This window comes from Marinobacter sp., from assembly GCF_033722735.1.
Classification (GTDB): domain Bacteria; phylum Pseudomonadota; class Gammaproteobacteria; order Pseudomonadales; family Oleiphilaceae; genus Marinobacter.
The window spans coordinates 1-17,958 of sequence record NZ_JAWVYN010000015.1; the positions used below are offsets into that span (position 1 = coordinate 1).

15 protein-coding genes are annotated in these 17,958 nt (G+C 61.5%); 2 read left to right on the forward strand and 13 right to left on the reverse strand.

All coding sequences use genetic code 11. The features are described 5' to 3' along the window. The 5 genes from R3175_RS11975 to R3175_RS11995 form a co-directional block, all read right to left on the reverse strand. Positions 1–287, reverse strand: a 287-nt coding sequence (locus tag R3175_RS11975; RefSeq protein ID WP_413231770.1) for a cytidylyltransferase domain-containing protein, incomplete at its 3' end; no start/stop codon positions are given. A 76-nt stretch (positions 288–363) separates the two neighbouring features. Continuing rightward, complete coding sequence (locus tag R3175_RS11980) at positions 364–1,680, reverse strand: hypothetical protein (protein WP_318944517.1); 1,317 nt, start codon at positions 1,678–1,680, stop codon at positions 364–366. 5 nt (positions 1,681–1,685) lie between these two features. After that, the gene (locus R3175_RS11985) at positions 1,686–2,936 is read right to left on the reverse strand and encodes an O-antigen ligase family protein (protein ID WP_318944518.1); all 1,251 of its coding nucleotides are present in this window, start codon (positions 2,934–2,936) and stop codon (positions 1,686–1,688) included. Between the two features lie 32 nt (positions 2,937–2,968). After that, complete coding sequence (locus R3175_RS11990; protein WP_318944519.1) at positions 2,969–3,655, reverse strand: hypothetical protein; 687 nt, start codon at positions 3,653–3,655, stop codon at positions 2,969–2,971. 35 nt (positions 3,656–3,690) lie between these two features. Continuing rightward, positions 3,691–4,404: a 3-deoxy-D-manno-octulosonic acid kinase gene (locus R3175_RS11995; RefSeq protein WP_318944520.1), complete on the reverse strand. Its 714-nt coding sequence runs from the start codon at positions 4,402–4,404 to the stop codon at positions 3,691–3,693. A gap of 158 nt (positions 4,405–4,562) precedes the next feature. Between R3175_RS11995 and R3175_RS12000 the strand changes: the two genes are divergently transcribed. Then, positions 4,563–5,621 (forward strand): glycosyltransferase family 9 protein, encoded by a 1,059-nt coding sequence (locus R3175_RS12000; RefSeq protein WP_318944521.1) that lies wholly within the window; start codon positions 4,563–4,565, stop codon positions 5,619–5,621. Positions 5,622–6,019: 398 nt separating this feature from the next. Here R3175_RS12000 and R3175_RS12005 read toward each other — a convergent pair whose 3' ends face one another. The 3 genes from R3175_RS12005 to glnE all read right to left on the reverse strand — a co-directional run bounded on the left by R3175_RS12005 (position 6,020) and on the right by glnE (position 10,415). Continuing rightward, on the reverse strand, positions 6,020–6,424 hold the full coding sequence (locus R3175_RS12005; RefSeq protein WP_318944522.1) for a DUF6165 family protein: 405 nt from the start codon (positions 6,422–6,424) through the stop codon (positions 6,020–6,022). 81 nt (positions 6,425–6,505) lie between these two features. After that, entirely contained in the window at positions 6,506–7,432 is a 927-nt protein-coding gene (locus R3175_RS12010) for a branched-chain amino acid transaminase (protein WP_318944523.1), read from the reverse strand. A 76-nt stretch (positions 7,433–7,508) separates the two neighbouring features. Then, positions 7,509–10,415 carry a bifunctional [glutamate--ammonia ligase]-adenylyl-L-tyrosine phosphorylase/[glutamate--ammonia-ligase] adenylyltransferase gene (gene glnE / locus R3175_RS12015; protein ID WP_318944524.1) on the reverse strand — a complete coding sequence of 969 codons (2,907 nt, stop codon included), beginning with the start codon at positions 10,413–10,415 and terminating at the stop codon, positions 7,509–7,511. A 96-nt stretch (positions 10,416–10,511) separates the two neighbouring features. Between glnE and R3175_RS12020 the strand changes: the two genes are divergently transcribed. Beyond that, positions 10,512–11,660, forward strand: a complete 1,149-nt coding sequence (locus R3175_RS12020) for an ion channel (RefSeq protein ID WP_318944525.1) — start codon at positions 10,512–10,514, stop codon at positions 11,658–11,660. Between the two features lie 31 nt (positions 11,661–11,691). Here R3175_RS12020 and R3175_RS12025 read toward each other — a convergent pair whose 3' ends face one another. The 5 genes from R3175_RS12025 to typA all read right to left on the reverse strand — a co-directional run bounded on the left by R3175_RS12025 (position 11,692) and on the right by typA (position 17,607). Next, positions 11,692–12,552, reverse strand: coding sequence for a CYTH domain-containing protein (locus R3175_RS12025; protein WP_318944526.1), 861 nt, complete (start codon positions 12,550–12,552; stop codon positions 11,692–11,694). A 97-nt stretch (positions 12,553–12,649) separates the two neighbouring features. After that, a complete protein-coding gene (locus R3175_RS12030) occupies positions 12,650–13,606 on the reverse strand; it encodes a porin (RefSeq protein ID WP_318944527.1) in 957 nt (318 codons plus the stop codon). A 555-nt stretch (positions 13,607–14,161) separates the two neighbouring features. Beyond that, complete coding sequence (gene dtd, locus R3175_RS12035; protein ID WP_318944528.1) at positions 14,162–14,617, reverse strand: D-aminoacyl-tRNA deacylase; 456 nt, start codon at positions 14,615–14,617, stop codon at positions 14,162–14,164. Positions 14,618–14,683: 66 nt separating this feature from the next. Further along, on the reverse strand, positions 14,684–15,646 hold the full coding sequence (gene pip / locus R3175_RS12040; RefSeq protein WP_318944529.1) for a prolyl aminopeptidase: 963 nt from the start codon (positions 15,644–15,646) through the stop codon (positions 14,684–14,686). 149 nt (positions 15,647–15,795) lie between these two features. Further along, entirely contained in the window at positions 15,796–17,607 is a 1,812-nt protein-coding gene (typA, locus tag R3175_RS12045) for a translational GTPase TypA (RefSeq protein ID WP_318944530.1), read from the reverse strand. Positions 17,608–17,958 lie beyond the last annotated feature (351 nt).

Genomic DNA, 17,958 nt, shown 5'->3' on the forward strand with positions numbered 1-17,958 from the left:
ATCAGGCCGGCGGCATGCCCCACCAGGTCGTCCGTGCTGGTATCGCTGGAGGCCAGCCGGTCGTCGCGGTGATGGATCTGCAATCGCTCGTCGGCCAGCCCCTGGGCAAACTGTATGATCTCATCGTCATTGGTTGACAGCACGATGCGGTCAATCTGCCGAGTGGCCAGCAGTTGGTCAAGTTTGATCTGCAACAGACCATAGGGCTTTCCCCCCAATGGGCGCAGATTCTTGCGGGGAACCCGCTGACTTCCCTTTCGGCATGGCAGGAAACAGGTAATGCTCAAAATTCAATCCCAGAGTTGCAACGACAGTAACTGACGCCGATCCATACGTAGCGTGTGACTATAACCTGCGGTGACCTCAATTGCGACGCTCGCAGCCGTTCAGAGACTCCCTGGCGATCTCGCCATGACCATCCTGCAATTTACGGATGTAGTCATCCAATGAAAGTTTCATCACCTTATCGAACCGCTCATCGCCTTCAATCCGTCCAGTTCGCCAAAGGCATTGAAGGAACCGGAACTGGATGACCGGATCGTGAGTCTTGGCGAATGAAAACGAATAATTGATCTCCTCGCCCCCGGGCTGGGCATAGCCCTGAAAACGCCCGGCAGTGAGCATCAGGTCGGTATTGAAGACCTTCAACCGCGCGGGCGCGAAACGCAGCAGATCGTACACCGCATTGGGGCCGGCGTTGAACTCGCTGTCCAGCAACAGCCACTGCAGATTTCTCAGCACCCGCCCAGACGGCGCCCAGGGGCTCAGGAGCCGCAGCCCCTTGTCCTTGATGAAGACCGGAAAAGCCAGGTGGGCGAGAAACCCGGGGTCCAGTTTACGGGCAATGTATTTGGACTGCTGGATGTTGTAGTAGGCGATGTCGACCCGCCGCCCCTGGGTTTCAGGATCGCAGCCGAGCCCGCCCCCCCGGTAATTGAACTTGGCCACCAGGTCAAAGCGGTCGATTTCAGCCCCCTGAGCCGCCTCCACAGGCACCGGCCCCACCAGCGCCACCGTATTCCCCTCAAGGGCCGCCCGCAGCTGCGTCACGGGGTTGTCGGCATGGCTCCCGTCAGCGAATGGCGCGACCTCGCCAACGGTGACAAGGTCCACCAGCCAGGCGGCGTGCTCAAGATGCTCGTGGGACTCCCCCACTTGGGCCAGCCGACCCAGCAAGTCCCGGGCCCCGGCCTCATCGCCGGTTTCCAGGGCGACGGCAAACCCGGTACGGAGCTGGTCCAGAGATGCACCGGGGCGCGCCGCCTCGTCCCGTGCCCGGTTTTCCGCGAGTTGCCGGACAGCCAGAGCCGCCACGTAGAGTCCGGAAATCAGACAGACCCGGTAAAGCTCCAGCCACTGAGAAGTGTCCAGTCGCTCGGCCGACAATTGCCGTGTGCTCTCCAGCAACCGCGCCTCGAACGCCGGTAATTCAGCCACCGTCGCCTTGACCGCACCCGCATAGGCTGTCCACCAGTGCTCCGGTAATGCCAGCAATGCCCGGTGGCCGGTGCGGACCGCTACCCGCTGCAGTTGATGAGCGGCCGGCAAGCCCGGATGTGCAGTCCGGAATGCCTTCCGCAACCCTCGGTGCCACCGATCCATGCGGCGATCTGTTTTCCTGAGGGCCCGACGCTGCAGGTACGGCAGCAGCCGTTCACGGGCAAAGACTGCGTTTTTCACTCCCATCACCTGGCGACCTCCTGCCGGGCCAGCAGACTCCAGATAAACACCGGCATGAACGCAAACATCATCACACCGATATTCCGCTCCAACAGGCTCTGGGTCAGGTTAAAGGCGCCATGCCCCAGCATGAAGCAAGCCCCGGCGACGGCCAGTGCCCGGGTTGCGGACGACGGCGAGCGCAAATGGCGCAGGAACAGCAGGCACGGAATGGCCAGCATCAGCAGATACCCAATCAAGCCAACCAAACCGGCCTTGGCCAGCACATCGATAAACTGGTTATGCAAATGACGGAAGTCTGCAATATTCGGGTGTACTTCGCCTGCATCAATCATCTCGCGTTCGATCGATTCGTAAGCCGTGGGACCGACGCCAATGAATGGGCTTTGCTGGAAGGCTGTGAGACCGGTCTTCCACATATCGAGACGAAGGCCCACCGAAGTCGCATTACGACCATCCTGGACATAACCCTGGAATTCATCCAGCGCCCGATCAATCCGGAACTGAACACCCGGCAAACTGACCACAAACAGTAGCAGTGCCGAGGTCGCGACCAGCGCGATCGCGGCCCAACGCTTGTGAGCCCTGATTTCAGGCCAGTAGGCCGCCAGCCAGACCGCAATGAACAACGGCAGGGCAACCCAACCGCTGCGGGTGCCGGAAAGCAGGGATGCCGTCAGGCCGCCGAGGAACCCGGCAACCATCAACGCGGCCCAGAACCCGGGCATCGGTGCCGCCCTGCCCCAAATCAGCCCGGACAACGACACCACCGCCAGGACCATGGCGCCGTTGCCAAAATGGACCGGGTTATCAAAGGACGAGACCCGGGACACATCGTGCAGCACGCCCTGGTACAGGGCGAACAGGCCTGCCGCTATACACCCGATCGCAGCGGCGAGGTAAAACGCCGTCATGGACGGTGGATACTTGAGCACAAAGGCCAAAACAAGCGCCGCTGCCAGGCATCGGGACAGCAGGTCAAACTCGGACACATCCTCGCCGTGCAGCAACAGGGTCAAGCCAACCAGTGCAAAGTAGGCCACGAAGGCGAGCATGAACCCGAGGCTCTCGCGATCGACGGCACCAGCGACAGCTGACCAGCGAAACCCCGCCAGTACCAACAACAACAAGACTGCCGGGCCCACCACGTAGGCACCGGGAACCAGGATGTAGCATCCCACATAACTCGCCACTGCCAGCTGAGACAGGGCCGACAGGATGCGGTCCCAAGTACCGCTCTGGGATTCATTGACCATAACTGCGTCCTGAACAAACATTGCTTAACCGCCTAATCGAATCGCCGGGTTGCGCTGATGTTACGTTTTGCACGCTTACGCTCCAGAAGATTCTTCCAGCCCATCACGCTTTTCCAGAACTGCCCCTGGTCGAGTTGCTCCGGAGCCGAGGGGAACGCGCGCTCGAGATAGGCCGACAACAACGCCTCTACCATGCTCTTGTCCGGCAGTCGTGCTGCCACGTTGGCCAGGTTGGAGATGGCGACCCCGACCGGTAACGGGTTTGCGTACACCCGGATATCATCCTCGTCCACCATGGCCAGATCATCCTGCGGGTTGACCAGGAAATTGGTCAGGTTGCCGTCCGGCTGCTCGATACCGCAACGGTGGATGTCCGCCATCCGGGTCCCCAGCAACCGGATCAACTGATACTGCCGCTCCTCGGAAGCCTCCTCCCGCAGCACCTGGCGCATCGGCCGGTAGCCATCCAGAAAGGCCGTGGCAAAACAGAAACACCGGCGCTGGGCCAGCCAGCCGGAATACACTATCTCCGGTACCGGGCCGCCGGCGCGGCGAATCTTTAGCCCCCGACGCTGGGCCCGGATCCAGTGGATGAGCCCGAACAGGGGACGGCGATAACACTTAATGGCCACATCCCGCCCGGCGATCCGCCCCCGGTAGGTAATTCGGGTGCGCCGGGTATTGGCATGAAGCTCGGAGATCAACTCGATTTCGGTCATCGGGTTACCGTTGTACGAAGGGTTTCACGGCCGCATTATCCCTGATAGGCGTTGAAAAGACATTGCCACAGATGCGCCCGTTCCACGTCGGGCAGGGACCGGCAGCGTTTCTCCACCGACCGGCTCAGCCGACGGAGGTTGCTGGCCCGCCAGCCATCGCGTCCCTTCGGATCGCGCAGGCGGCAGCGGTCAAAGTCGATGAGGTAGACGCAATCCCCGGCCACCAGGATGTTATCGACGTTCAGGTCGACATGGTCCAGCCCGGCATCGTGGAACGTCCGGATCATCCGGCCTACCTGCACCCACAAAGCGGCCTCCCGGTAACGGTCGCTCGCCGGTAGGGGTTGTGCCCGTGGAATCCGCCTGACCAGGATCGCCGCCTGATAGAGCCAGGGCGACGGCCTGTGGTAATAGGCCGCCACCGGCTCCGGGACCGGCAGCCCCCGTGCCCGCAAATGGGTCAGCAGGCGAAACTCGGCGAAGGACCGGCACCGGCGCTCGGACGAATACAGGTAGGTACGTTCCGACACCTTCGCGGGCAAGCCGCCACGGCGATAATGCCGCAACACCCAGTCCCCGTCCTCGCGATGGATAAACCAGGCGCCGCCACGACCGCCCTCTCCCACGGGCCTCGCCCGGCTGTTCCACCAGCCGGGTTCAAACCAGTCCGGACGAGCGGTCTCCCCAAAGGTGGGGCTGGTCAGCAGTGCGTAATTGGTTCCCGGCAGATAAACCTCGGTCTCAGCCATGAAAAAGTGCCACTAAAAAGTCCCTACCGGGTAGTGAGTCTGTCCCGGGAGGCCTGAGGACGTTCGCCGGGGAGTACGTTAGAATGGCGCCAAGTTTATCAATGAACCCCGGCCTATCGCCACCAGAGCGGCCAGCACTCGACACGGAACCCACCCGCATGAAGTCCATCTGTATTCTCCGCCTCTCCGCCATTGGCGATGTGACCCACGTAATTCCGGTGGTGCTCAGTTTGCAGGAGCGGTGGCCGGAGGTCAGCATCACCTGGGTGATCGGCAAAGTTGAGGCCAAGCTGATTGGCGACCTGCCCGGGGTTGAGTTCGTGATCTTTGACAAGAAGGCCGGTCGCCAGGGCTATGCCCAACTGCGCCAGGCCATGAAGGGCCGTCATTTTGATGCCCTACTGCACATGCAGGTGGCCTTTCGCGCCAACCTGGCCGCCCGCTGCATCCCGGCAAGAGTCAAGATCGGGTACGACAGGGCCCGCAGCAAGGACCTGCACAGCCTGTTTATCAACCGACGCATTGCGCCGGCGCCGCAACAGCATGTGCGGGACTGCCTGGCCAGTTTCCTCGAACCCCTGGGCCTGCCACCGGCGCCACCGCGCTGGACCATTCCCGTGTCGCCAGAGGACCGGGCCTTTGCCCGTTCACATCTGGCGACCGACCGCCAGAACCTGGTGATCAGCCCCTGCGCCAGCCACACCCTGAGGAACTGGCCGGCCGAGCGGTACGCTCAACTGGCGGACTACGCGGTTCGCCACCACGGCATGCAGGTCACCCTGGTGGGCAGCCCGGCACCGTTCGAGCTGGAGTATTGCGCGGACATCGAACGGGCCATGACCCAGCCGGTGCACAACATCTGTGGCAAGGACACGCTCAAGCAGTTGACCGCCCTGCTCACCGAGGCCGACCTGGTGGTCGCCCCGGATACCGGCCCGGCCCACATTGCCAGCGCCGTCGGCACCGACGTCCTGGGCCTGTTCGCCGCCAGCAACCCCTACCGATCAGGGCCATACAATTCCCTGCGCTGGTGCGTGAACCGTTACCCGGAAGCCCTGCAAAAGTTTACCGGCAAAAGTGTGGAGCAGGCCCGTTGGGGAGCCAAGGCGGAGTTCGAGGGGGCGATGGAATTGGTGACGGTGGAGGACGTGGTGGCGATGCTGGACAAGTGGGTGGCCGAGCAGGAGGCCAGTATCGAGCAGGTAAGCGAGGGGTAAGCGGACAGCGGAGGCGCTTTCGCAACAGCGGCAGGGATGCCGCGGCGCCCTACAGGTACATGGACGTACCTTGGCGGGCGGTGGAGAAAGCGCCTCCGCTGGCCGCAGGCAGGCGCTTACAGGCTAGGGAGCCTCCGATTATCTCCGTATCGCCTCTGCGCGATCTGAGGGCTGTAGCTGCAAGGCGCGGTTCGCAGCCAATGGCCGTAGCCCTTGGCAAGAGCCGCAACGCCGCAAATGCAGCCCTCAGAGCGCGCCCTGCGGGGCCTTCAGAGCGATCCACACTCGGCGTTGCGACGTTTTGAAAGGCAACCAGCCTTCCTGCAAAGTCTCGCCTTGAGTGTGAACCGCCCTGATGGCCAGAGCTGATCCGGGGTTAATCAGAGGCTCCCTAGGTTCTACTTCTTGGCGGTATAATCCTGGTAAGACTTCTCTTCCACAAAGCGGGACCCCAGGGCCAGGTTGATGTCCTTCTTGAGGGCAGCACGCTTATCGTTAGTGAAGTAGACCGACCGGGCCAGCTCGATGAACCGGTCGCCAAAGTCCTGGGCCGCTTCCTGATCGCGGATATCGTCCTCGATCTCCCAGAGCTGCTCGTTCACCGCCTTGAGCTGCTGACGGAGCTCGGCAATGGCCGACTGATCCGGCACCGCCTGGTCCCAGGTACGGCTGAGTTCGTCCAGCTCGAGGCGGACGTTCTTCACCTTGGCTTCGTCCGCGATTCGCTCGGATTTGATTTCAAGGATGGTGATCTTGTCGAGAACCTCGCCGAAAGAGACCGGCACCTTGATAACGTCAGTCATGTTGTCGTCCTGGAGTGTTGAATAAGTCGGAAAGAAGGGACCGACGCGGCCCCAGAGGGCCACGTCAAAGGGCATCGGCGTTCAGCCGTTCACCAGCGTCAGCCAACCGTTGTTGGTCTCGCGCTTGCCCTTCACGGCGTCGAAATACATGCTCTGCAGCTTCTCGGTCAGCGGCCCGCGCTTGCCGGCGCCGATGACCCGACCATCCAGCTCACGGATCGGCAGCACTTCCGCCGCGGTTCCGGTGAAGAAGGCTTCGTCGGCGATGTAGACCTCGTCCCGGGTGATCCGGCGCTCGCGCACCGGCACGCCCAGCTCCTGACAAAACTCGATGATGGTTTGACGGGTAATGCCTTCCAGGCAGGAGGTCAGTTCCGGGGTGTGCAGCACGCCGTCGCGCAGGATGAAGATGTTCTCGCCGGAGCCTTCGGCCACGTAGCCCTCGTTGTCCAGCAGCAACGCCTCTTCACACCCGCTGGCAATGGCTTCGTTCAGGGCCAGCATGGAGTTGATGTAGTTGCCGTTGGCCTTGGCCTTGCACATGGTGATGTTGACGTGGTGACGGGTGTAGGAGGACGTCCGCACCTTGATGCCCATCTCCTTGGCTTCCGGCGACATGTAGGACGGCCAGCTCCAGGCCGCCACCATCACGTGCACCTTGAGGTTGTCCGCCCGCAGCCCCATGCCTTCGGAGCCCAGGAACACCATCGGCCGCAGGTAGGCCTCGTCCAGGTTGTTCTCACGCACCGCCGCACGCTGCGCCTCGTTGAGCTCGTCCTTGCTGAACGGCACCTTCAGGTTGAGGATGTGGGCGGAGCGGAACAGCCGGTCGGTGTGCTCCTGCAGTCGGAAAATCGCCGGCCCCTGGTCGGTGTTGTAGGCGCGCACGCCCTCGAAACAACCGAGTCCGTAGTGGAGGGTGTGGGTCAGGACGTGGGTTTTGGCTTCGCGCCAGGGAACCATTTCACCGTCCAGCCAGATCAGGCCATCGCGATCCGCCATCGACATTGTAGGTGCTCCTAAACAGGCAATTGCTCAAAGGGAGGCATTCTAGCAGGAAAAACCGCCGGTACGAAGCGCGCCATCATGCCAACATCACCCGCTGCCAGACCTGTTGGATATAGCCCCGTTCGTCGGGGAAGGCACCCACCTCCACCCGGCTGGTCAGGTTTTGCAGGGCTCGCCGATGAATGGTCGAACGCAGGGTGATGAACGCCTCCCGCAACCGTTCGGCATCAGCCACAGGCAACACCCCGGCACGACCCAGTTCCTCCATCTGGCGAATGTTATCCGACCACTGGGTCAGCTCCGGATGGTCGCTGCTGTAGGCGAGCATCAGGTACTGCACCATGAACTCGATGTCCACAATGCCGCCCGGGTCGTGCTTGACGTGAAAGACCGGCGGCGCCTTGCCGGAGTTGACAGGCGTTCCCAGGTTGGCCCGCATTTTCTCCCGCATTTCCACCACTTCGCTTCGCAGGGCCTGGCGGTCGCGGGACTGGCAGAGGATCTCGTGTCGCAACGTTTCGAACGCAGCCACGGTGTCCGGGCAACCGGCCACCCCACGGGCCCGGGCCAGCGCCTGGTGCTCCCAGGTCCAGGCGTCGTTGCGCTGATAGCGCTCGAACGCCGACAGCGTACTGACCAGCAGGCCGGAATTGCCGGACGGTCGCAGCCGCATGTCCACTTCGTAGAGCTGGCCGGCGGGTGTCTGGGTACTCAGGATGTGCACAATGCGCTGGCCCAGCCGGGTATAGAACACGGCGTTGTCGATCGGTTTCTCGCCGTTAGTGGCCAGCCCCGGATCGGCCTTGTGCACGAACACCAGGTCCAGGTCCGAGGTATACCCCAGTTCGATGCCGCCAAGCTTGCCGTAGCCGATCACCGCAAAATCGGTATCGCTGACGGTGCCGTCGTCGCGCTGGGGGTAACCGTGGCGGCTGACCAGGTTGGCAAAGGCCACGTCCACCACGTGATCCAGCACCACCTCGGCAATCCAGGTCAGATAGTCGCTGACCTTCATCAGCGGCAAGGTGCCCCGCAACTCCGAGGCCGCCACCCGCAGCACATGAGCTTTCTTGAAATGACGCAGCGACTCCATCTGCTCTTCCAAATCCTCGTAGGGAATGCGCAGCATCTGCTGACGCAGGTCGTCCTCGAGCTCGGACCTGGTCGGCGGATGGTAGAGACTTTCGGCATTCAGCAGCTCATCCAGCAACAGCGGGGTTTCCGCCAACTGACTGGCAATCCAGGGGCTCTCACTGCACAGCCGGACCAACTGCCCCCGGGCCCCGGGATTTTCCAGCAACAGCACCAGGTAGGCCGTCCGGCGCAGCACCGCCTCCACCAACAGCATGACCCGGGACAGGGTTTCGGAGGGGTTATCCACCCGGGTGACCGCCTCCAGCAGCACCGGCATGAACTGGTTCAGGCGCTGACGCCCCTGGGTCTGCATGGTCTGAACCTGACGACCGCTACGCAGCTCAACCAGCGATGTCAGGGTCTCGGCCGGCGCCTCGAAGTCGTGATCGGACAACCAGGCCAGGGCAGCCGCCTCCTCCAGTTCCCCCAGCCAGAGGGATTGCCAGCCCTCGGCAATCTCGGCACACTCGCCCTCCTCCTCGTCCAGGGTGATGATGTCGGCAAAATGCTTTGCCACCTTCGCCCGGTGCTCATCCAGGGCCTCCAGACACTGGCGCCAGCCATCGAAGCCGAGAATCAACGCCACCCGGGCCCGATTCAGTTCATCCTCCGGCAGCAACTGGGTCTGCTTGTCCGCGATTCCCTGAAGGGCATGTTCCAGGTTGCGCAGGAAGACATACGCCGCCATCAGTTCGGCCACCACCGGCGACGGCAACAGTTCCAGCTTTTCCAGCTCGGGCAGGATGGTCAGCAGTTCCCGCTGTTGCAGCTCCCGGTCCCGCCCGCCGCGGATCAGCTGGAAGGCCTGCACCATGAATTCGATTTCGCGAATGCCGCCACCGCCCAGCTTGATGTCGCTCTCCAGGCCCTTGCGTCGCACCTCGCGGCTGATCATGGACTTCATGGTGCGCAACGATTCGAAGGCGCTGAAGTCGATGTACTTGCGGTAGACAAACGGACGCAGACTTTCCATCAGCACGGCACCGGCCCGCTGATCGCCAGCCACCACCCGGGCCTTGACCATGGCGTAGCGCTCCCAGTCCCGTCCCTGGTCCTGGTAGTAGGTTTCCAGGGCAGCAAAGCTGAGGGCCAGGGCGCCACTCTGGCCGTAGGGGCGAAGCCGCATATCGACCCGGAAGACAAAGCCATCCGCGGTGATCTGGTCCAGGGCCTGGATCAGGCGCTGGCCCAGGCGGACAAAGAACTGCTGGTTATCCAGCGAGCGGCGCCCGCCACGGGTTTCGCCGTTACTGGGGAAGGCGAAGATCAGATCGATGTCCGAGGAGACGTTCAGTTCGCGGCCACCGAGCTTGCCCATGCCCAGCACCACCATCCGCTGGGGAGCGTCTTCGCCACTGACGGGGTCTTTGCCGTAGGGGATGCCGATCTGCTCGCAGGCATCGGCGTATAACCAGTCCAGGGCAGCACCGATGCTGACATCGGCAAAGGCGCTGGTGGCGGCCATGGTTTCGGCCAGGTCCGCCCACTGCAACAGGTCCCGCCAGATAATCCGGAACTGGCATTCCTTGCGGAAACGCCGCAACGCCTGGTGCAGGGAAGGCTCATCGGTGACGGCGGCCAGGTAGGTCTGCCAACGCTGCTCGAAGAACGCCATCGTCGTGGGCTGGCGCAGGGACAACACCGCCTGGGAGGCGGCCACCAGCGCCGCATCCCCCTGCAGGGTCCGGCGCAGGAACTCACTGCGGGCCAGGGCCTGGGCAACCTCCCGTTCGGAGATCTCGGCATCCGCCCCCACCCAGCCGGGCAAACCGTCAGGAAAAACCGTCGACCACTCGCCGGCCACCTCGTCGGCCAAACTGCCAGGAAGCCCTTCCCATGGCTCGGACATAATGCAAACCCCTGTATCAGTGTTATATTTCCACGATGAACGGACACCGTTACTGGTACTCTATACCGAACTTTCACCGGACTGAACCACTGATCGATGCGACGCGACCGCCTGCCACTGAATCCGCAGCACCAGTTCCCCCACCTGCCCATGTCGGGCATGATCAAGGCCAGGCTCAAACGCCTGTTCCTTATCCTGGCGCTGTTGCTGGTGTCCCAGACGCTGGTTCTGTGGACTGTGGAGGAGCTGTCGCTGTTCGAGGCGGGCTGGTTGACCATGACCACCGTGGTGACCGTGGGCTACGGCGACTACGCGCCACAAACCGTGATCGGCCGGCTGAGCACCATTTTGGTGATGTTCATCGCGGCGATCACCCTGCTGACGCTGATCGTCAGCGACTTTATCGAGTACCGCTTCTACCGACGGGAACGCATCTTAACCGGACGCTGGATCTATAACATGAAAGACCACATCGTCATCATCAATACGCCCCGGCATGGCGGGGAACAGTATTTCCTGCGCATCGCCTCGCAGATTCGCGCCGTGCCGGGCTATGAAACCACGCCCATCCAGATTCTAACCCGCCAGTATCCCGATGGCCTGCCCCCGGAACTGGCCGACATGGGCATCATCCACTACCACGGCTCCGGCAGCGACCCCGATGCCCTGAAGGCCGTCCACGCGGCCGACGCCCGACACATCCTGCTGTTGGCCGCCGACGAATCCGACCCTCACTCCGACAGCCTCACCTTCGACATCGCCCACCGGCTGAGCGAGGCCAACCTCGGCAGCCGAGTGACGGCGGAAGTGGTGCGGGACGAGAACCGGTCACGGTTCAAACCGCTGGGCATCCGCACCGTGATCCGGCCGGTGCGTACCTACCCGGAGATCATGGTCAAGGCGGTGGTGGCGCCGGGCTCGGAGCGGGTGCTGGAAGACCTGTTCAACTATGAGCAGGACCACCCTCACCGCTACGACCTCCCCCTGGACGACCTCAACTGGGCGGACATCGTCAGCGCCCTGATTCGCCACGGCATCGGCACCGCCCTGGCCTACATCGATCACGAGAACGAGGTGGTCTGTCACCCGGAAGTGGACAAGGAAATCGAAGGCAAGGGACTGATTGTACTGGTGAAGTCCCAGGACACGCCGACGGTGGAGGTGGTCCGGGAGGCTCTGGAACGCTATCGGGAATTCGTGGCGAAATGGCACAGTATGCAGGAGAAGGCCGGCAACGCCGGGTAGTCAACGCGGCTGCGCCATCCGGAGACAGGATTCAGTTCTGCCCCCTCCCACTCACTGACTGCAACAAGCCCAATTGCAGCGCCCCCATCTGCCCCACCCATGACGGATCAGGATTGGCCCGGAATGCTTCAAACCGTTCTTTCAGCTCCGACGCGGCCAAGTCAACCAACAGGCTGGCGACGTCACCCATGGCACCCCGCAATTCCCCGGTCGCCTCGCCGGTCAGCCACAACACACTGAGACCATGGAAGAAACGGTTAACCGGCTCGGCATCCCGCGGTAACGGCTCCGGCTCGTGCAGCCCCGCCAGGTGATAGCCCTGCTCCGCCTTGCTGATCAGGTTGAGGAAAAACGGCACCTGCGCCGCCAGTTGGCAGGCCCAATGCAGCAGCCTCGTTTCATCCCCCGACTTCAGCTCGAATTCCAGTTCGCATAGCGGCATGACCTTGTCGCCAGCGTTGATCTGCCCTGTGTCGAACGCGCATTCGATGACCGCATCGCCGTCATCGAGCATCACCACCCGGCGCTCAAAATTGGTCTCGAAGACCGGCGACAGCTCGGTCAGGTCGATGTTGCGGACCAAGGGTGTGTCCGCCAGCAAGTCAAGCTCCAGCTCCGCTCGGCCGAGCGGCCACTCCCACTCTTGCCGGCGATGAGCCCCGTTGACGAATTCCCCCTGGGTTTTCAGGGTCTGGATATAACCGTCACCGGTCTGACGCACCCGTAGGGCGGCGCGCTGCCGGTTCAGAGCGGCCGCTGGCGTGTCGAAGTAGGTGTTAATCAGCGTCTTGGCGCTGCCGACCGTTGCCGTGGGCAAGGCCGTCAACCACTGGTAGGCGGATTCCTGGGCTGCGGGGGTGAGGGTCAGCTTGATTTCGAGTTCCTGGGGCATGGCAAACCTGTCGGAGTGGAATTTGCCGCCAGCATACACAAAAAAAACGGCGACCCGAAGGTCGCCGTCCCGTTACGTATCCGCGTTCAGCTCACGCTTAGAATACGTAGGTAGCACCCAGGGCTACGCCAGTGCCTTCAACGCTGTTGTCGCTGTCAACTTCAGCGTCAGCCCACTCTCCTTCAACATACACGTACATGTTGTCGGACAGGTTGTGCAGAGCCTGGGCCAGAACACGGTTGACTTCGGTATCGTCGTCAAAGTCGGCGAACTCGTAAGCCAGTGCGAAGTTGTTGGCACCCATGCTGTAGACACCCAGCAGGGAGGCTTTGTCGACGCTGTCCTTAACAGTTTCGAAGGCAGCAGAGACAGTCAGCGCGTCCAGGCTCTGGGAAACGGAGATGCCGTAGGCATTCTCGTTGTCGGCAGAAGCACCGCCGTCGTTGGAGTCAACACCCAGTGCTACAGTAGTATCTTCGCTCAGGGAGTAAGCAGCAGTCAGGACGTACGGCAGGTTGGCATCGCCTTTACCCTTGCTGTCGCCTTCGCCGTTGATCTGAACACCACCGCTCAGCACCAGGCCACCGAAGGACGGAGAGGAGTACTGAATCATGTCGCCTTCGCCAGTGCCGCCCAGATCGCTGACACCGTAAAATTCGAAGTAGTCGTTGATGTTGATGGCATCTTCGTAAACAGTGTCGTCGGAACCGGCCCACACCTTACCGAAGTCGCCTTTCAGACCAACGTAGGCTTCGTCCAGGGAACCCAGACCATCGCTGCTGGACTTGTCGTCCGCGTCAAATTCCAGCTCGGCCTTGAAGAAACCTTCCAGGCCCGGAGCGATCTCGTGGCTGCCTTTCAGGCCAATGGTGGAACCGTTGTCGGCGAACTCGTAGCCGTGAGCCTTGGAGGAAACACCGCCAACGGTAGTTTCAACATCGGCGTAAGAAGTTGCCAGCTGAACGTTACCGTAAACAGTGGCTTCAGCGGCGGCTGCGTTTGCAGAAACGACAGAAGCAGCTGCAATAGCAGATGCGATGAGCGTCTTTTTCATGTTGCGTCTTCCTTTTTTGAGTTAACTCAGGTTTTAGCTTCTTCGGGTTCGACCCGTTTTTTTAGTGACTTCAACAATCAAGCCAGGAACGCGCCCGATTGTGTGTCGTAAAGATGTCATTTTGATGACAAATAGTAAATGACGACTTAAGTTTTATGCCGACCTGAAACGGGGCAGGGCCTGGTCGCCAGCCTGGACTTCCGGATACCACCGACCGCCCCTGACCGAACACTCCGCTGGCGCGACAGCACCGTTCCCTTAAAGGTCAGTCACTTACAAGGCTTAATTAAAGCCAAGCGTGATGAAAGTGTTTTAATACAACGCTTTCAAATTTGCAAATATTTATAACAGCTTTTTTAGTCCGTTTTGTGACACCAACCAAGGCTTTTATAGCGTCTGTTCAGCCAATCACCTCATTCAAACATAAGGCCACCTTGATCTTTTTCCTTTACTTTCATAAAGATGAATAACAAAAAACTCGACGCTGCCGAAATACAGCGCAAAGGGCCGCTGACTTGTGCACCACTTCTGTCCCCTAATGACTGTCACGCCCCATCAAGGGTCACGGGTTGTCTCAAGCAGAAAGGTCACCGGACCGTCGTTCACCAGTGACACCTTCATATCCGCCCCGAACTGCCCTTCCCCAACCCGCTCGGGCCCCAGCTCCAAACGGGCCCGCTCAACGAAACTCAGGTACAGCGACTTGGCCCGATCGGGTGAGGCGGCAGTGGAAAAACCGGGGCGGGTGCCGGAACCGGTGTCGGCGGCGAGGGTGAACTGGGGCACTACCAGGAGGGAGCCGGAAACATCACGCAGGCTGCGGTTCATTCGTCCCTGGTCGTCCGGAAAGACACGATAGGACAGGACCTTGCGGCACAGGTCCGCAACCTGCCGCTCGCTGTCGTTACGCTCCACGCCCAACAGCAACAAAAGTCCGGTGGGAATCTCGGCGATGGTCTGCTGGTCAACATCGACACTCGCCCGGGTCACGCGCTGGATAAGGCCTTTCATGCCACCCCTGTTGCAGTTGTTGGATCCGGCGATTCTAACCGTCACCCCCAACGCCCGCAACAGATCTCACTGAGAATCGTTTACTGCTTTGGCCGCCACCTCGTCGACCGCTCTTAGCAGGGCGTCCACAATGGCCGGCTCGGAAGCCGAATGCCCGGCATCCCGAATGATTCTCAGGTCGGCCGCCGGCCACGCCTTGCTCAGGGCCAAGGCATTGTCCAGCGGACAGACCATATCGTAGCGGCCATGCACGATGATCCCCGGAAGCCCCTCCAGGGCCGGCGCATTTCGAAGGATCTGATCGGGCTCCAGAAAGCAATGGTTCATGAAGTAGTGGCATTCGATACGTGCCAGCGCGATGGCCACGTGGGGATGGCCGAAATGGTCGACCACCGCAGGGTTGGGGTGCAGGGTGGCGCAGCGCCCTTCCCACACCGACCAGGCCTTGGCCGCCTGGATCTGCTCCAGCTCGTTGCTGCTGGTCAACCGCTGATAATAGGCGGACACCAGATCGTCCCGTTCCGACGCCGGGATTTGCGCCAGGAAGTCCTCCCAGTAGTCCGGAAACACCCGGCTGGCCCCCTCCTGATAAAACCAGCGAACATCCTGGGGCCGACATAGAAAGATGCCTCGCAACACCAGCCCCATGACCCGGTCCGGGTGGGTTTCCGCGTACACCAGACTCAGGGTGGAGCCCCAACTGCCGCCGAACAGCAACCAGCGATCGATCCCCAGAAACTCCCTCACCCGTTCCATGTCGGCCACCAGATCGGCGGTGGTGTTGCCTTCCAGTTCCGCCAGCGGCGTGGACCGCCCGGCCCCACGCTGGTCCAGGAGAATAATGCGGTAGCGTTCGGCATCGAAGAAGCGGCGGTAGTACTCCTCGCAGCCGCCCCCGGGGCCGCCGTGCACCACCAGGATGGGAAGGCCCTCCGGGTTGCCGCACTCCTCCAGGTAGAGTTCGTGGGGAGGGTCCACCTTTAACCGGTGCCGGACATTGGGCTGAATTTCAGGATAGAGATTGAGCATGGCGCCATTCAACCAACCAGTGAGCGAATCTGTCTGGAGTATGGCACGAAAACCCGCACTCCGCCGAAGCCGCCTGAGCCAGCCCACCGCCGGCCAAAGAGCCAGAAACAGAAAAGGGGGCCGAAGCCCCCTTTCCCATTCGCGGAACCTTACTTCTTGTAGGCCCGGCGACGCTCGTTTTCCTTGAGCAGCTTCTTGCGCACCCGGATCGACTCCGGCGTCACTTCCACCAGCTCGTCATCGTCGATGAACTCCAGCGCCTGCTCCAGGGTCATGCGCACCGGCGGCGTCAGCAGGATGTTCTCGTCCGAACCGGAGGCCCGGATGTTGGTGAGCTGCTTGGCCTTGGTCGGGTTCACCACCAGGTCGTTGTCTCGGCTGTGGATTCCGATCACCATGCCCTCGTAGACCTCGGTGCCCGGATCGATGAACAGACGGCCCCGGTCCTGCAGGGTGAACAGGGCATAACCCAGCGCCTTGCCATCCACCATGGACACCAGGACGCCGTTGATGCGGTGTTCAATATCCCCACCCTTCACCGGTCCGTAGTGGTCGAACACGTTGGTGAGAATCCCGGTACCGGAAGTCATGGTCAGGAACTGGCTGCGGAAACCGATCAGCCCACGGGCCGGCATGACGAATTCCATGCGGGTACGACCGCGACCGTCCGGCACCATGTTCTTCAGCTCTGCGCGGCGCTCACCCATAACCTCCATGATGGACCCCTGGTGCTGGTCCTCCACATCGATGACCACAAACTCGTACGGTTCCTGGATCTCGCCGTCGATTTCCCGCTGCACCACTTCCGGCCGGGATACCCCCAGCTCGAAGCCTTCCCGGCGCATGGTTTCAATCAGTACCGACAAGTGCAGCTCGCCCCGCCCGGACACCTTGAACTTCTCGGCGGTATCCCCCGGCTCGACCCGCAGCGCCACGTTGTGCAACAGCTCCTTGTCGAGGCGCTCCTTGATGTTGCGGCTGGTGACGAACTTGCCTTCCTTGCCGGCAAAGGGCGAGTCGTTGACCTGGAAGGTCATGCTGACGGTGGGCTCGTCCACAGTCAGCGCCGGCAAGCCCTCCGGATTCTGCGGATCGCACAGGGTATCGGAGATGAACAGCTCACTAATACCGCTGATGCAAACGATATCACCCGCGGTGGCCTCTTCCACCGGTACCCGCTGCAGGCCATGGAAGCCTTTGACTTCCAGCACCTTGCCATTGCGCTTGTTGCCGTCACGGTCCACCACCGCCACCTGCTGCCCGGGGCGCAGACGACCACGGGTAATGCGACCGATGCCGATCACACCCACGTAGCTGTCGTAGTCGAGCTGGGAGATTTGCATCTGGAACGGCGCTTCCAGGTCGACATCCGGCGCCGGGACATTCTCCAGGATGGCCTCGAACAACGGCATCATATCGTCGGCCAGCTGGTCCGCTTCCGGACCGGCGACCCCGTTCAACGCCGACGCGTACACAATCGGGAAGTCCAGCTGCTCGTCGGTCGCGCCAAGGCTGTCGAACAGGTCGAAGACCTCATTGATGACCCAGTCCGGACGGGCGCCCGGGCGGTCGACCTTATTGACCACCACAATCGGACGCAGCCCCTGATCGAAGGCCTTCTGGGTCACGAACCGGGTCTGCGGCATCGGGCCGTCCTGGGCGTCCACCAGCAGCAGCACCGAATCCACCATGGACAGCACCCGCTCCACTTCACCACCGAAGTCTGCGTGCCCCGGAGTATCCACGATATTGATCCGGTAATCCTGCCAGTTGATGGCGGTGTTTTTCGCGAGGATGGTAATCCCCCGCTCCTTCTCCTGATCGTTGGAGTCCATGACCCGCTCGTCCCCCGAGCTCTTGCGGTCCAGGGTACCGGACTGCTGCAGCAGCTTGTCGACCAGAGTCGTCTTGCCGTGGTCAACGTGGGCGATGATGGCGATATTACGAAGTTTCTCAATCACAACAGTATCCTGCGACATGCGTAATGGCCTGAGAGGGTCATCGGGGAGGTGGACGCCACCAACCTCACGCACGCCGTCTCAAATCCGTGAAATAAAAAGGGGGCCCGACATGGGCCAAGAAAGCCGGCGCAGTATAGCTGAAAGTGCCGGTTGAGAATATGAAGAATAACCCCATCGCTTGCCAGACAACCCAAAGCGCACCTATTTGGTGCGCGCAGAGTGTTTTTGCACTATTTTGGATCTTTGCTAGCTTGCATTATGGCGACTTTCTGGACCAGTGTCGCGCCAAAACTGGCCAAAAACCGCGTCACTGCGCCGTTCTGGAGCACCCACGAAAAACTGGCAAGCCGA